13 protein-coding genes are annotated in these 15098 nt (G+C 73.7%); 6 read left to right on the forward strand and 7 right to left on the reverse strand.

The genetic code is table 11. From position 1 onward, the window contains the following. The first annotated feature begins 91 nt into the window (after window positions 1-91). A complete protein-coding gene (locus ACQEU6_RS21930; protein ID WP_499334482.1) occupies window positions 92-3595 on the forward strand; it encodes an indolepyruvate ferredoxin oxidoreductase family protein in 3504 nt (1167 codons plus the stop codon). On the opposite strand, the gene ACQEU6_RS21935 is transcribed toward ACQEU6_RS21930, so the two are convergent. Beyond that, window positions 3496-4050, reverse strand: coding sequence for a hypothetical protein (locus tag ACQEU6_RS21935; RefSeq protein WP_499334484.1), 555 nt, complete (start codon window positions 4048-4050; stop codon window positions 3496-3498). The genes ACQEU6_RS21930 and ACQEU6_RS21935 overlap by 100 nt on opposite strands. A 215-nt stretch (window positions 4051-4265) precedes the next feature. Between ACQEU6_RS21935 and ACQEU6_RS21940 the strand changes: the two genes are divergently transcribed. Then, window positions 4266-5477: a protein kinase family protein gene (locus tag ACQEU6_RS21940; protein ID WP_499334485.1), complete on the forward strand. Its 1212-nt coding sequence runs from the start codon at window positions 4266-4268 to the stop codon at window positions 5475-5477. 13 nt (window positions 5478-5490) lie between these two features. On the opposite strand, the gene ACQEU6_RS21945 is transcribed toward ACQEU6_RS21940, so the two are convergent. Next, window positions 5491-6699, reverse strand: coding sequence for an RNA-guided endonuclease InsQ/TnpB family protein (locus tag ACQEU6_RS21945; protein ID WP_499334487.1), 1209 nt, complete (start codon window positions 6697-6699; stop codon window positions 5491-5493). A 137-nt stretch (window positions 6700-6836) separates the two neighbouring features. Between ACQEU6_RS21945 and ACQEU6_RS21950 the strand changes: the two genes are divergently transcribed. The 3 genes from ACQEU6_RS21950 to ACQEU6_RS21960 all read left to right on the forward strand — a co-directional run bounded on the left by ACQEU6_RS21950 (window position 6837) and on the right by ACQEU6_RS21960 (window position 8323). Then, window positions 6837-7376 carry a hypothetical protein gene (locus tag ACQEU6_RS21950; RefSeq protein WP_499334488.1) on the forward strand — a complete coding sequence of 180 codons (540 nt, stop codon included), beginning with the start codon at window positions 6837-6839 and terminating at the stop codon, window positions 7374-7376. Window positions 7377-7493: 117 nt separating this feature from the next. Further along, window positions 7494-8099, forward strand: coding sequence for a DUF2975 domain-containing protein (locus ACQEU6_RS21955; protein ID WP_499334490.1), 606 nt, complete (start codon window positions 7494-7496; stop codon window positions 8097-8099). Next, window positions 8099-8323: a helix-turn-helix domain-containing protein gene (locus tag ACQEU6_RS21960; protein WP_499334491.1), complete on the forward strand. Its 225-nt coding sequence runs from the start codon at window positions 8099-8101 to the stop codon at window positions 8321-8323. Before ACQEU6_RS21955 ends, ACQEU6_RS21960 begins: the two co-directional genes overlap by 1 nt. 393 nt (window positions 8324-8716) lie before the next feature. Here the strand turns inward: ACQEU6_RS21960 and ACQEU6_RS21965 are convergent, their stop codons facing one another. After that, window positions 8717-10153, reverse strand: coding sequence for an MFS transporter (locus ACQEU6_RS21965; RefSeq protein WP_499334492.1), 1437 nt, complete (start codon window positions 10151-10153; stop codon window positions 8717-8719). 65 nt (window positions 10154-10218) lie between these two features. Between ACQEU6_RS21965 and ACQEU6_RS21970 the strand changes: the two genes are divergently transcribed. Further along, a complete protein-coding gene (locus ACQEU6_RS21970; protein ID WP_499334494.1) occupies window positions 10219-10725 on the forward strand; it encodes a winged helix-turn-helix transcriptional regulator in 507 nt (168 codons plus the stop codon). A 42-nt stretch (window positions 10726-10767) separates the two neighbouring features. On the opposite strand, the gene ACQEU6_RS21975 is transcribed toward ACQEU6_RS21970, so the two are convergent. From ACQEU6_RS21975 to ACQEU6_RS21990, 4 genes are read right to left on the reverse strand one after another with little or no spacing between them, the layout of a single operon-like run. After that, window positions 10768-11400, reverse strand: coding sequence for a GTP-binding protein (locus tag ACQEU6_RS21975; protein ID WP_499334496.1), 633 nt, complete (start codon window positions 11398-11400; stop codon window positions 10768-10770). After that, window positions 11381-11827: a DUF742 domain-containing protein gene (locus ACQEU6_RS21980; RefSeq protein ID WP_499334498.1), complete on the reverse strand. Its 447-nt coding sequence runs from the start codon at window positions 11825-11827 to the stop codon at window positions 11381-11383. Before ACQEU6_RS21980 ends, ACQEU6_RS21975 begins: the two co-directional genes overlap by 20 nt. A 6-nt stretch (window positions 11828-11833) precedes the next feature. Further along, window positions 11834-12253 carry a roadblock/LC7 domain-containing protein gene (locus tag ACQEU6_RS21985; protein ID WP_179832628.1) on the reverse strand — a complete coding sequence of 140 codons (420 nt, stop codon included), beginning with the start codon at window positions 12251-12253 and terminating at the stop codon, window positions 11834-11836. Next, complete coding sequence (locus tag ACQEU6_RS21990) at window positions 12250-15030, reverse strand: sensor histidine kinase (protein WP_499334500.1); 2781 nt, start codon at window positions 15028-15030, stop codon at window positions 12250-12252. Before ACQEU6_RS21990 ends, ACQEU6_RS21985 begins: the two co-directional genes overlap by 4 nt. Window positions 15031-15098: the final 68 nt, after the last annotated feature.

Here is a 15098-nt window from a genome sequence, read left to right on the forward strand (position 1 = left end):
CGGCGGGTAACTCTGTTCTGACTTGAGCAATCCGCTCAATTATCGCTCAGCCATCTTGCACTCCGCTCAGCGAGGACGGCTCAATGCAAGCATGAGCACCACCGTTTCTTCCTCCCCCCTCCGCGACCGGCTCGAACTGGAGCGCGGCCGGATCGCGATCGGCGGGGTGCACGCCCTCGTCCGGCTGCTCCTGGAGCAGCGGCGCGCGGACGCGCGGCGGGGGTGGCGGACCGCCGGGTTCGTGTCCGGGTACCGCGGATCCCCCCTCGGCGGCCTCGACCAGCAGCTGGCGCGCGACGCGAAGCTGCTGGACGGCCACGACATCCGGTTCGTGCCGGGCGTGAACGAGGAGCTGGCGGCGACGGCCGTGTACGGGTCGCAGCTCGCCGAGCACCTGCCGGGTCCCCGGTTCGAGGGCGTGTTCGGGCTCTGGTACGGCAAGGCGCCCGGGGTGGACCGGTCGCTGGACGCGTTCAAGCACGCGAACTGGCTCGGCACGTCGGAGCGCGGCGGGGTGCTCGCCGTGGTGGGCGACGACCCGTCCGCGAAGTCGTCCACGCTGCCGTCGGCGACGGAGGGCGCGCTCGCGGAGGCGTTCATGCCGGTGCTGGTGCCCGCGTCGGTGGGCGACGTGCTGCGCCTCGGGCGGCACGGCTTCGAGATGTCCCGGTTCAGCGGGGCGTGGACCGGGTTCAAGCTCGTGACGGACGTCGCCGACTCCCACGAGATCGTGGACGTCGAGCCGGTGCCGGATCCGGTGTACCCGGAGTTCGCGTGGCGCGGGCGGCCGTGGAAGCCGACGCGCAAGCCGGGCGTGGACCTCCAGGGCACGACCGCTCTCGAAACCGAGGTGCTCCAGGGCCGTCTGGAGGCGGCGACGGCCTACGCCGCGGCCAACGGCCTCGACCGGATCGAGGGCGCCGCGGGCGACGCGGCCGTCGGGCTGGTCGCCGCGGGCCGAGCCTACGTGGAGCTCCGCGAGGCGCTCGACCGCCTGGGACTGGACGACGCGGCCCTGGCCCGCCGGGGAGTCCGGCTCCTGCGCCTCGCCATGATCTACCCGCTGGACGCGGACCGGATCCGGGAGTTCGCCCGCGGCCTGCGCGAGATCGTCGTCGTGGAGGAGAAGCGGGCGTTCGTCGAGTCGCGGATCCGGGACGTCCTGTACGACCTGGCGGAGCGCCCCGCCGTGTACGGCAAGAACGGCCCGGACGGCGCCGGCCTCGTCCCGCTGGACGGGGGCCTGGACGCCGACCGGCTCGTCAGGGCCCTCGCCAGGCTCCTCGCGGACCGCGTCGGGGAGGAGCACGTGGACCTGCGCGACGCGGTGCTGAAGCCCCGCACGCCGCAGATCAACCTGCTCGCCCCCGCGCGCACCCCCTACTTCTGCTCGGGCTGCCCCCACAACCGGTCGACGGTCGTCCCGGACGGGTCGGTCGCGGCGAGCGGCATCGGCTGCCACGTGATGACGGTGTTCACCGACCGCGGCATCGGCACCACGCAGATGGGCGGCGAGGGCGCGATGTGGGTGGGCGCGGCGCCTTTCTCCGACACTCCGCACATGTTCCAGAACCTCGGCGACGGGACGTTCTTCCACTCCGGCAGCCTCGCGGTCCGGCAGGCCGTCGCGGCCGGCACCGGCATCACATTCAAGATCCTCTACAACGCGGCCGTGGCGATGACCGGCGGGCAGGACGCCGACGGCGGCTCCGACCCGGCGGCGATCACCCGGATGCTGCACGCCGAGGGCGTCGCGAAGATCGTGGTGGTGGCGGACGACCCGTCCCGCTACCCGCGCGGGACGGACTGGGCGCCCGGCGTCCGGGTCCGGCACCGCGACGACCTCGACGCCGTCCAGCGGGAGCTGCGCGAGATCCCGGGCGTCACCGTGCTGCTGTACGACCAGGCGTGCGCGGCCGAGACGCGGCGCAAGCGCAAGCGCGGCCTCGTCCCCGACCCGCAGACCCGGGTCCTGATCAACGAGGCCGTCTGCGAGGGGTGCGGCGACTGCGGCGCCAAGTCCAACTGCCTCAGCGTGGAGCCGGTCGAGACCGAGTTCGGCCGCAAGACCCAGATCAACCAGACGTCCTGCAACAAGGACTACTCCTGCGTGGACGGCGACTGCCCCTCGTTCGTCACCGTCCTGCCCGGCGGGAAGCCCGAGGCCGCGCGGACTCTGCCGCCGATCGGCGAGCTGGAGGAGCCCGGGACGCGGCCCGAGTCGGCGGACGTGCTGCTCGTCGGCATCGGCGGAACCGGCGTCGTGACGGTCAACCAGGTGCTGGCCACGGCGGCCCTCGTCGACGGCCGCCACGCCCGCGCGCTCGACCAGACCGGGCTCAGCCAGAAGGCCGGCGCGGTCGTGTCGCACCTGCGCATCGGGACCGCCGACCGGGACCGTCCGGGCATGGTCGGCGCGGGCGGCGCCGACGCCTACCTCGTGTTCGACTCGCTGGCCGGGTCGGCGGAGGCCAACCTGCGCCGCTGCGCGCCGGACCGGACCGCCGCGGTCGTGTCGACCAGCGAGGTGCCGACCGGGCGGATGATCGTGGACACCTCGGCGTCGCTGCCGCCGAGCGCGACGCTGGTCAAGCGGATCGCCGAGCGCACCCGGGCGGACCGGCTGGTCGCGCTGGACGCCCTCGCGCTCGCCGAGAACTGGTTCGGGGCCACGACCACGGCCAACTTCGTGGTGGTCGGCGCCGCCTACCAGGCGGGGCTGCTGCCGCTGTCGGCGAAGGCGATCGAGGAGGCCCTCACGCTGAACGGCGTGCAGGTGGAGGCGAACATCCAGGCGTTCCGCGCCGGGCGCCGCCTCGTGCTCGAACCCGAAGGCCGCGACGACGCCGCGGCGCCGGCCGCGCAGGTCGCGCCGCGCCCGCTGGACGCGACCGCGTCGGCCGCGATGGACCTGGTCGACGCGTCCGGCGCGGACGGCGAACTGGCCCGCGTCCTGCGGATCCGCGTGCCCGACCTCGCCGCGTACCAGAACCTGGCGCTCGCCCGGCGGTACCTAGACGCGGTCATGCGCGTCGCCCGGGCCGAGGAGTCGGCGGGCGCGGGCGGGCGGCGCCTCGCGGTCGCCGTGGCCCGCAACCTGTACAAGCTGATGGCCTACAAGGACGAGTACGAGGTGGCGCGCCTGCACCTGGACCCGGAGCTCGCCCGGCGCGTCGAGGAGCAGTTCGGGCCCGGCTCCACGGTCGCGTACATGCTGCACCCGCCGCTGCTGCGGGCCGTCGGGGTGGACCGGAAGATCGCCCTCGGCCGGACGGCCCGCCCCGCGTTCCGCGCGCTGCGCGCGATGCGGCGGCTGCGCGGCACCCCGCTCGACCCGTTCGGCGCCACCGCGCAGCGGCGCGCCGAGCGCCGCCTCGTCACCGGGTACGTCGCGGTCGTGAACGAGCTGGTGGCCGGGCTGGACGCGGGCGCCGCCGGGGACGGCCGGCACGAGGCCGCCGTCCGCATCGCCGAGCTGCCGGACATGATCCGCGGTTACGAGGACGTCAAGACCGCGAACGTCGCCCGGTACGAGGAGAGCCTGCGCGAGCTGCTCGCCGCGTGGCGGGCCGAGCGGTCGCCGAGCCCGGTGTGACGCTCAGGTGATCGCGCCGGCCACCGCCCGGTCGGCGCGATCACCACCGGCTCCAGCGCGAGCGGCTTGGCCGGCGGGCCCGGCGCGGGCCGGCTCGCGTAGCACCGCTCGACGGAGATCTTGAGCGTCGCCGATTCCTCTCCGAGGAGCCCGCGAAAGGTGTCGCCGCCGTTCAGGGTGATTTCGAGTTCGACGTCGCGGTCCGCGTAATCGGCACTTGTCCCGGACGGCGGACGGGCCTCGGCGGGAAACGGCGCGGGACGATTCTCCAGCCGCGCCAGAACGGCCGCGGCCGGCGACGAGAGCGTGAGGGAAAGCGCGAGGAAACAGCACACCGACCAGGCCGCCGCGAGCGGCGGGACCGCCGCGACGCCCTGGTCCAGGAAGCGGTGCGGGCCGGGCAGCACGGCCTGTCCCAGCATGCCCGGCAGGATCGACGTCACCGTCGTGACCACCGATCAGATCCTGTCAGTTGGACCGGGGAATCTCAATAACAGGACGACTGACTTCCGGTCCAATTGCCGTCCCTTTTCGAAGCCCTTCGAAAAGTCCCCGCCGCGCACCGCCGCCGCCGCGGGCGGGCCGCTCGAACCCGCCGGGCCGGCGGCGCGTACCTCCTGGCGAGCCGGGGACCGCGCCCGGCACCGGAGTGCGACGAAGGTGACGTCCAGTGGAAACGGGCCTGCGGCTGACGGAGCGCTACCGCCTCGTGGAACGCCTCGACCGCGGCGGGACGCTGGAGGTCTGGCGCGCCTGGGACGAGCTGCTGGGCCGTCCCGTCGCGGTCAAGGTCCTGACGCTCGCGGGCGCCGGTCCGCAGCGGGACTTCCGGCAGGGCGTGAACCGCGCCGCCGGGCTCTCCCACGCCGCGCTGGAGACGGTCTTCGACAGCGACCGGACCCGCGACGCGTCCGGGCGGCTCGCGTCCTTCGTCGTGACCGAGTTCCTGGCCGGCGAGTCCCTCGCCGACCGGCTGCGGCGCGGGCCGCTCGCCGCGCCGGAGGCGGCCGCCGTGTGCGGCCAGATCGCCGGGGCGCTGGAGGCCGCGCACGCCGCGGGCGTGACGCACGGCGGTCTCGGGCCGGAGAGGGTCGTGCTCGCCCACGGCGACGCCGGCCTCGACGTGAAGGTCGTCGACACCGGCATCGGCGGCATCGTCCGCGCGCCGGCGGGCGGCGACGCCGAGACCACCGGCACCAAGGCCGCCGACGTGCGCGCCCTCGGCGCCGTCATCGCCGGCTGCCTCGCTCCGGGGACGTCGGAGGACCTGTCCGCGCTCGCCGCCCGCTGCACGGGCCCGGACGTCCCGTCCGCCGCCGAGGTCGCCGCCCTCCTCGGCCGTGACGAGGGGCCGCCGAACGCCGTCTCCATCGCCGGGGGCACGGCCCCGCCCGGCGGTCTCCGGACCCGCGCCCTGCCCCCGCCCCCGCCGCCCCCACCGGCGCGCCGCGGGAGCACCCGCCTCGCCGCGCTGGCCCTGGTCGTGGCCATCCCGGTCACGGCCGCCGCGGCGGTCCTGCTGTCGGCGCCGCGATCCCCGGTCGCCGTTCCGGCCCCGGCGCGGACGAGCGCCGCACCGCCCGCCCCGGCTCCCTGGACGCCGCCCCCGGCGACGGCCTCCCGCGCGACCGACGCGCTGGGGCGGCTGCGCCCCATCGTCAGCCGCGGCTACGCCGCCGGGGAGATCCGCTCCGACGTCGCGATCGACCTCGACAACGTCATCACGAACCTGGAGAACGACCTCACCGCCGACCGGAACGTCGACGTCGGCGGCCGGATCGCCGAACTGCGCGACAAGATCGTCACGCGGCGGAGGGAGCGCGGCCTGTCCCCCGGGCTCGCCGACGAACTGAACCGCGTCCTCGCCACCGTCCAGGCTTGACTTCCTCTCCCGCCTAAAGGCGGGCGATTCCAGCGGTCGCCCGCTGGGTTTCCTGCTTCACCGACGACCGCCCCGTCCGGGAGGAGTCCCGTTGAGGTCTTGCACCGTCTCCACAGGCGGTCACCGCCAGCCCGGCGGCCAGGATGTTGCGCGCGGCGTTCACGTCGCGGTCATGCACGGCGCCGCACTCGCACGTCCACTCCCGGACGTTCAGCGGCAGCGTCCTGAGGACCGTGCCGCAGGTCCCGCACAGCTTGGTGGAGGGGAACCAGCGGTCGACCACCACGAGTTCGCGGCCGTACCAGGCGCACTTGTACTCCAGCATCGCGCGCAGTTCTGCCCACGCCGCATCGGAGATGGCGCGGGCGAGCCTGCCGTTCTTCACGAGGTTGCGGACTGCGAGGTCCTCGATCACGACCGTTTGGTTCTCACGGACGAGACGCGTCGACAGCTTGTGCAGGAAGTCGCGGCGCCGGTCGGCGATCCGCGCGTGCACGCGGGCGACCTTGCGGCGGGCCTTGTCCCGGTTCGCCGAACCTGGGGTCTTACGCGACAGGTTCCGCTGCGCCCTGGCCAGGCAGACGCGGTCGCGGCGCTCGGGCCGGGGACTGGCGATCTTCTCCCCGGACGACAGGACCACCAGCGAAGTGAGCCCGGCGTCGACCCCGACCGCCCTGTCCGTGGCGGGGGCCGCAAGGATGGTGTCCTGGCACAGCAGGGAGACGAACCAGCGTCCGGCGCCGTCGCGGGAGACGGTCACCGTGGTCGGCTCGGCCCCCTGGGGAAGCGGACGCGACCAGCGGATATCCAGGGGTTCGGTCATTTTGGCCAGTGTGAGGTGACCGTCGCGCCAGGTGAAGGCACTGCGGGTGTACTCGGCCGAGGCACGGGACCTTTTGCGCGACTTGTAGCGCGGGTAGGCGGCCCGCTTGGCGAAGAAGTTGGTGAACGCGGTCTGCAGATGGCGCAGCGCCTGCTGCAGAGGGACGCAGGACACCTCGGTGAGGAAGGCCAGCTCTTCGATCTTCTTCCACTGCGTCAGCAAGGCCGACGACTGCGAGTAGGAAATGCGGCGCCGCTCGCTGGCCCAAGCTTGGGTGCGTTCCTCCAGCGCCTTGTTGTACACCAGCCGGACGCACCCGAACGTGCGCGACAGCTCAGCCGCCTGCTCACCGGTCGGGTAGAAGCGGTACTTGAACGCCCGCCTGACCTGCCGCGCCATGCCCCTCAACCTATCGGCTCGGGTGCGAGCGGAGACACCGAATCACCCCGGAGGCGACTCGCCTCTCCCTGCCCTGTTCGGCAGAAACTTCGTTTCTTCCCCGGCCGGAAGGCCGGGGCATCCACGCAGTGGAACCGATGACGGAGCGGGAGGCCGCGAAGTGGCGGCGCGAGGACCTGCCCCGCGCGCCGCACGCCGCCCGCTTCCCCTGGCTCGCGCTGGCCGGCGTCGCCGCCACGATCGCGGCGGCGACCGTGCTGGTCCTCGGGATCGGCGACACCCTCTCCAGCCGGGACGATTCCGCCGACCGGCTGCTCCCGCTCCAGGCGGCGTCCCCGCCCACGCCGCCTCCGCCCGAGCCGTCCAGCCCGGAGCCGCCCTGGCCACCGCCCGTATCGACCGCCCCCGAACCGCCCCCGCCGCAGACGCCGAGCGTGGAGGAGGTCCTGGTGAGGCTGCGGTACGCCGTGGACGAGGGGGTGGCCGCCGGGGACGTCCGCGACGACGTCGGCCTCGACCTCGGCAACGTGATCGAGCGGATGCTCGACCACGGGGAGCGGAGCCGCGCGGACGTCGCCTCGCTGCGACACAAGATCGCCACGCGCGCCCGCGAGGGCGCCATCACCGGCGGCCGCGCCGAGCGGCTCCGCATGATCCTCGACGGCGCGGTCCCCTGACCGCTTCTCCTCGGCGCCCACGGGCGCCCGGCCGCGAGCCGGGGCCGGGGACTTGACGACATATCGTTTATCGTTATTATCGAAAAACGATATGCCACACCCCCCAAGGAGACACCCATGACCCCGGCGACGCGCTGGACCCGGATCGACAGCCATGTCCTGGAACTGGTCATCGGCCTCGGCCTGCTGCTGGTCGGGCTCTTCCAGGCCCTCTTCCCGATCCTCGGCGTGACCGGGCCCTTCCCGCCGATCGACACCCGCGACGTCGGCCTTCGTTCCACCGCTCAGGTGCCGGACCTCGCCTCCGGCGGGACGACCCTGCGCGGCACCCGCCACGCCGAACTGGCCGTCCACGACCCCGGGCTGGCGGACCGCCTGCTGCTCGCCGCCCCCGAGATCGCCCGCGCCGCGCTGATCCTCGTGATCCTGTCGATCCTGATGCGGATGGCCGCGACGCTCCGCACCGGCGACGTCTTCGTCCCGGCGAACGTCCGGCGCCTCTTCGCGATCTCCATCGCCGTCCTGCTGCTCGGCACCGCCGCCCCCGCCCTCGACATGCTCACCACGAACGCGCTGGTCGGGGGGACCCCGCTCGAAGGCGCGGTCGAGATCGGCTTCACGGTGCAGGCCTCCACCATCCTGCTGGCGGTCCTGGTCGCCGCGCTGGCCGGGGCGTTCGGGCACGGCGCCCGCCTGCGCGCCGACACCGAGGGGCTGGTCTGATGCCGCCCGAGGACCCCCACCAGATCACCGTCCACCTGGACGCGATCCTCGCCGACCGGGGCATCACCCTGGTCGAGCTGGCCGAACGCGTGGGCGTGACCCCCGTGAACCTCTCCATCCTGAAGAACGGCCGCGCCAAAGCGATCCGCTTCACCACTCTGAGCGCCCTCTGCCGCGAGCTCGATTGCCAGCCCGGCGACATCCTCTCCCGAGCCGAGGAATGACGGCGACAAAGCGCACCCATAGGACGCGAAGACCGCAACCGTGGGACGCGAAGACCGCAACCGTCGGACGCAACGACCGCAACCGTGGGGCGCAACGACCCCAGCCACCACAGCAACCACCAACAAGCCAAACAATCGCGATTGCGAGCGAAGCCGGGTTCGAGCCTGCGAGAACCTGATCGCCGAGTGAGCCGCCAGGCGAACCGAGGCGATGCAGCAATCGCACGTGCTTTTTGGGGCGGTCGGCGCCCCCAAGGCGCCGACCGCCCCAAAAAACACAATAAATACAGCAGGCACCTCTCCGGATGAGGTGCCTGCTGTGCGGGGTACGGGCGAACCGGGCCTCGCGGTCCGGGTCAAGGCTTCGCCCGTTTCCCGTGTCAAGGAGGGGTGTCAGGCGCGGGCGATCACTTCCGTTTCTGGCTCGGGGACAGGACGGGACGGCCGGAGCCGGCGCGGGGTCATGCCAAGGGCGGCGATCGCAGCGATCACCATGAACGCGCCGACCATCAGCCAGGCGTGGACGTAGGCGGTGTGAGCGTCGGTGTAGCCGCGCGGGGTGCCGAGGACCGCGACGGCGAGGCTGACGCCGAGCACGGCGCCGATCTGCCGGCTCATGTTCACCACGGCGCTGCCCGTCGCGTAGCGGTGGGGCGGCAGCTCGACCGCGGCGGCGGACAGGATGGTGGGCAGGGCGAGCCCGACGCCCGTCCCGCCGACGAGCCAGCCCGGCAGCATCTCGGCGGCGTAGGCCGGCGCCGGGCCCAGGCTCATCGCGATCATGACGACGCCGAACGCGCACAGCGTGCACCCGACGGCGGTGATCAGCCCGACCGGGACGCGCGCGGCGAGGCGTCCGGCGATGAGCGCCATCACGGGGACCATGAGGGGGCCGGGCGCGACGGCGAGCCCGGTGCGGATCGGCGAGTAGTGCCAGACCTGCTGCATCCACAGCACGCCGAGCAGCAGGTTGGCGGCGAACGCGACGGTGAACAGCAGCACCGCGGCGTTGGACCAGAAGAAGGTGCGGACGGCCAGCAGCGCGGGCTCGATGACCGGCGCGGGGTGGCGCAGGGAGCGCAGCCAGAACCAGGCGAGGCCGAGCAGCGCGGCGGCGACGACCATGACGGTCCGCTCGCCCGGCCAGGCGTTGATCTTCACCACGCCGAGCGCCAGCGCCGCGATCGACGCGGTCGCCACGGCGGTGCCGACCGGGTCGGGGACGCGGGCCGTCACGCCCTCGCGCGAGTCGGGGACGAGGCGGGCCGCGAGCAGCACCGCCGCGATCCCGATGGGGACGTTGACCTCGAACACCCAGCGCCAGGAGGCGTCCACCAGGACGCCGCCGACCGCCGGCCCGGCCGCGGCGGCGATCGCCGAGGCCGCCGACCAGATCCGCACCGCGCCGCCGCGCCGCTCCGCCGGGAACGCCGACAGCAGCAGCCCGAGGCTGGTGGGGATGAGCGCCGCGGCGCCCGCGGCCTGCACGACGCGGAAGGCGACGAGCCACCACAGCGACGGGGCGGCGGCGCACGCCTGCGAGGCGAGGGTGAAGACGGTCAGGCCGAGCAGGAGGCCCGCCTTGCGTCCGTAGCGGTCGGCGAGCCGGCCGAGCGGTACCAGCAGGGCGGCGAACACGATCGCGTAGCCGTTGAGCACCCACGACAGGTCGGCCATCGACTCCCCGGCGAAGTCGCGGCCGATGTCGGTGAACGCCACGTTGACGATGAACAGGTCGAGGCCCGCCATGAAGGAGGCGACGGAGAGCACCGCGAGCACCGGTCCCCTGCGGACCCGGCCCGCGCCGCGCACCTGACTTTGTTCCACCATAGTCAGGGAGGCTAGCGAGCCCCCTGACTTTGGTCAAGCAAAGTCAGCAGGTTTATAGTGGAAGGGTGACAATCTCACTGGAAGGGCACTTCGCCGACCGCGACGCCTGGTCGATGCAGAACTGCCCGGTCGCGAGGACGCTCGCCGCGCTCGGCCCGCCGTCGGCGGTGCTGGTGCTCAGCGAGGCCTTCTTCGGGACGAACCGTTTCGGCGACTTCGTGCGCAACCTCGGCATGACCGAGTCGGCCGTCACCGCCCGGCTGCGCCACCTCGTCGACGCCGGCCTGCTCACCAGGGAGCCCTACCAGGAGCCGGGGCAGCGCACGCGGTACGAGTACCACCTGACGAAGATGGGCCTGGACCTCGCGCCCACCCTCGTCAGCCTCATGGAGTGGGGCGAGACCTACCTGCCCCACGAGGAGGGGCGCCAGGTCATGCTGACGCACGCCCGCTGCGGCGAGCGCGTGACGGCGCAGGTCAGATGCGCGGACGGCCACGACGTCGCGGTCGACGAGATCGTGATGGGCCCGCCGGGCGCGGCGGACGAGGACCAGGGGGCCGGCGGGGGCTGACGGGCGGCGGCGGGTCCTGCGCCGGCCGCGGGGCCCGCCCGGTCACGCGTGCCGGGTGCCGCCCGCGAGCCGCAGCGCGTGCTCGACCAGCGAGACGAGCACCTGCTTCGCCGACACCGTCCGGCGGGCGTCGCACAGCAGGACGGGGACGTGGGGGTCGATGTCCAGGGCCGTGCGGATCTCGGGCGCCTCGTACCGGTCGGCGTCGTCGAAGCAGTTGACGGCGACGACGAACGGCGTGCCCTTGCGCTCGAAGTAGTCGATCGAGGCGAAGCTCGCCATCAGCCGGCGCGTGTCGGCGAGCACGACCGCGCCGAGCGCGCCGCGCGACAACTCGTTCCACATGAACCAGAACCGCTCCTGCCCGGGCGTCCCGAACAGGTAGATGGCGACGCCGTCGCGCAGCGTGATGCGGCCGAAGTCCATCGCCACCGTCGTGGTGGTCTTGGCGGCCACGCCGTCGAGGTCGTCGACGCCGACGCTCACGTCGGTCAGCGCCTCCTCGGTGCGCAGCGGGCGGATCTCGCTGACCGCGCCGACCAGCGTCGTCTTCCCGACGCCGAACCCTCCGGCGACGAGGATCTTCAGCGCGACGCGCGGGCCGTCCGCCCGGTCGTCGGGCTCGTCCGGTTCCACGGCTGCGGGGGGCGGGGCGTCAGAGCGCGCGGAGTTCATCGAGCACCCTCCTGAGCAGGTTCGGGTCGTTGTGCGGCTGGAGCGCGGTCGCCACCGGGCCGAACGGCCCGGACGGGGACGGCGCCGGGGACCATCGCTGGACTTCCAGGAGGCCGGAGTCGAGCAGGTCGCCGGCCAGCACCCGGATCACCCCGAACGGCAGGCTCAGGTCCGAGGCGAGGTCGGCGAGGGCGTGCGGTCGCCGGCACAGCGCCAGCAGCCGGCGCTGCTGGCGCGAGAGCCGGCCGGGCTCGGGCGGCGGCCGCCCGGTCGCGACGAGGATCGCCACGATGTCGAGCGGCTCGCCGTTCGGCCGGGTGCGGCCGCGCGTCACCGCGTAGGGCCGGACGATCGGCCCGGCGGCGGCGTCGAGCCACCGTTCCCTGCCGGGACCCCGGGGAGCACCGGGCCCGTCACTGGGGTCCATCGCGGGTCACCGGTGTCCGGGTCCGGGCGCGCCCTGCCTGAGTCCGGTGGACAGCTGCCTGCCGACCCTCTTGACCAGCATCGTCATCTCGTAGGCGACGAGGCCCGCGTTGGCGCCGACCTCGCTGAGCAGCGCGAGGCAGCTGTTGGCCCCGGCCGGGACGACGAAGAACAGGCCCTTGTCCATCTCGACGAGCGTCTGCCGGATCTCGCCGGAGTCCAGTTGCGGCCGCGCCCCGACGGCGAGGCTGTGGAACCCGGCGGCGAGGGCCGCGAGGTACTCGGAGTCCTCGCGCGCGACGCCGCGCGACATGCCCATGACGAGCCCGTCCCGGGACAGCACGACCACCTTCCGGATCTGCGGGACCCGGTCGACCAGGTCGTCGAGGAGGAAGTTCAGCTCGGCGGCCACTCCCTGATACGTCATGTTCTTCCCTCCATGCCGTCCGCGGGTCCTTCCGGCGCCTCGTCCTCGTCCCGGCCGCGCAGCCAGCCCGCCTGCAGCGACGCGAACAGGTCCCGGGACGCCTCCGCCGACCGCTCCTCCCAGGCGGCGACGGCGTCGCCGGTGGCGGCGGGTTCTTCTCCGTACGGGCCGGTCTCCTCGTGGGGACCGGTGTCTTCGTAGGCGCCGGCGTCGCGCAGCTGCGGCGCGAGGCTCCCGCCGCGCACCCGGCGCGGCAGCGGGGCCCGCCCGCCGCCGGCCACCCGCGCGTCCCCGAACGGCGCGCCGCCGAACGGGGACTCGCCGAACTGTGTCTCACCGAACTGGGTCTCACCGAACTGGGTCTCCCCGAACGAGGCGGGCGCCGCGTACCGGCCGGCCTCCCCGCCGTAGGAACCGCCGCCGTAGCCGGGCGCGCGGGGTCCGGCGGCCCGGAACGGCCGCCGGGCGTCGGTCGGCGGCGGCGGCGGGCCGTGCGGCGGTGGGGTCGCGAACGACGTCGGGGTCTGGTCACCGTCGTCGAACCCCACCGCCGCGCTCTGGTCCGGCTTCTCCTCGCTCGTCCACTCGGGGAGGGTCGCCGGCGTCTCCGGCGGCGCCGCTTCACCGGCCGGCCACACGGTGTCGGGCACCGCCCTGTTGGGCGCCGTGTCGGTCGACGCCAGGTCCTGGACGGGCGCGATGTCGTACACCGGCGCGTTGAGCGTCGCGGTGGACGACGGCGCCGGAGGCGTGGGCCAGGCGCGCGTCGACCCGTTCACCGCAGCCGCGCCCCGCGGCTGGACGGAGCCGGCCTGGGCCCCGCCGTCCTCGTCCTCGGGCTGGTCGACGTCCACGATCAGCCGGCGCGGGATCAGCACGACGGCGCTGACGCCTCCGTACAGGGACGGCTGGAGCGCGACCCTGATGCCGTGCCGGCCGGCGAGCCGGCCGACGACGAACAGCCCGAGCCGGTCGGTGACGGCCAGGTCGAACTCCGGCGGCCGCGCCAGCCGCAGGTTCAGCGCGTCCAGCTCGGACTGGTCGAGCCCGATGCCGCGGTCGATGATGTCGACGGCGAACCCGTTGGCGCCCATCTCGCCGCGGACGAGCACCTCGGTCGGCGCGGGCGAGAACACCGTGGCGTTCTCGATCAGCTCGGCGAGCAGGTGGATGATGTCGGCGACGGCCTCGCCGATCACCGCGGCCTGCCCGGACACCACGACGATCTCGACACGCGTGTAGTCCTCGACCTCGGCGACCGCGGCGCGCAGCACGTCCTCGACGTGCACCGGCCGGCTCCAGCCCCGCCCCGGGGACGTCCCGGACAGGATGACCAGGCCCTCGGCGTGCCGGCGCATGCGGGTGGTGAGGTGGTCGAGGCGGAACAGGTCCTCCAGCACCTTGGGGTCGGAGGCGTCGCGCTCCATCTCGTCCAGCATCCGCAGCTGGCGGTGCAGCAGCGACTGGCTGCGCCACGCGACGTTGAGGAACACGCGGCTGATGCCCTGCCGCAGGTAGGACTCCCGCACGGCGGTCTCGATCGCGGTGTGCTGGACCTTGGTGAAGGCGTCGCCGACGCGGGCGACCTCCCGGGATCTGCCGATGACGAGCGGCGGCGCCTCCGCGTCCACGTCCACCTCCTCGCCGCGCCGCAGCCGGGCGACGACGCCGGGCAGCCGGTCCTCGGCGAGCCTCAGCGCGGCGCGCTGGAGCCCCCGCAGCTCCCGCGAGAGGCTCCGCGCGGCCAGCAGCGACAGCACGATCGACGCGATCACCGCGAGCAGCCCGAAGCCGCCCGCCAGGACGAGCCGCATGATGATCCGCTCACCGATCGGCTTGGCCATCTCGTTGAGCGCGAGGCTCGCCTCGGTGACCTTCTGCGCCCACGCCTGCGACAGCAGCTGCGTGGTGGCCTGCCAGTCCGCCGCCTCGGGCGGCAGCCGGTCGCCGCGCGCGTTGACGATCGCGTCCTCGGCCGCCCGGTACCGCTGGAACTCGGCGGACGCGGCGAGCCTGCCGAGCGGCCCGCGGATCCGCTGGTTGAGGTCGGCGAGCCCGGCATCGAACTCGCGCCGCCCCTCCGCGGCCCACTGGACGAACGCGGTGTGCTCGGCGGGGGTGAGCCGCCCGTTGCGCGCCATCGCCGCGGTGACGAGCGAGTCCTCCCGGAGCATGTAGGCGCGGGCGTTGCCGATGCCGATCAGCGCCCGGCCCTGGGTGAAGATGGCGACGTCGTTGACGGTCACCAGGCCGTCGAAGACCTTGATGACCTGGTCGAGCAGGACGCTGTAGGAGTTGATGACCTCCAGCGGCTGGACCCGGCCCGAGTCGACCCTCGCGCGCAGCTGCGGCAGCCGGTCCAGCGCCCTGACCGCGTCGGCGAGCCGCCGCTTGGTCTCCGGCTGGGCCGCGTCCCTCGCCTCGGGCGACAGCGCGGTCGAGCGGAACGCCTTGTCCACGGCGCTCACCCGGGCGCGCTGGCCGCCCAGCTTCTGCCGGTCCGCGGCGTCGCGCGTGCTGAGCGCGACGACGCTGAGGGAACGCTCCGCCTGGAGCTGGTTCACCAGGTAGATGCCGGGAAGGCCGACCTTCTCGTAGGTGGTGGAGAAGTCGTACTTGTCGAACGCGTCGCCGAGCGTGATGTTCGCGGCGAACGCCCACAGGGTGATGAGGGACACCAGCGGGACCAGCAGCAGCGCCGTGATCCGCAACCGGATGGGACGCCTGCGCCTGGGCCTGCGGCCGGACGCGTCGTCGCGGGGTGTTCTGCGGGACATCGAGATCACTACCTCTAGCCGGGTGCGGGCCGCGTGTTCCGGCCCGTGTGTCGGAGGTGGCCCGTTCG

The sequence above is a fragment of the Spirillospora sp. CA-108201 genome (assembly GCF_050936235.1).
In the GTDB taxonomy this organism is placed as follows: domain Bacteria; phylum Actinomycetota; class Actinomycetes; order Streptosporangiales; family Streptosporangiaceae; genus Spirillospora.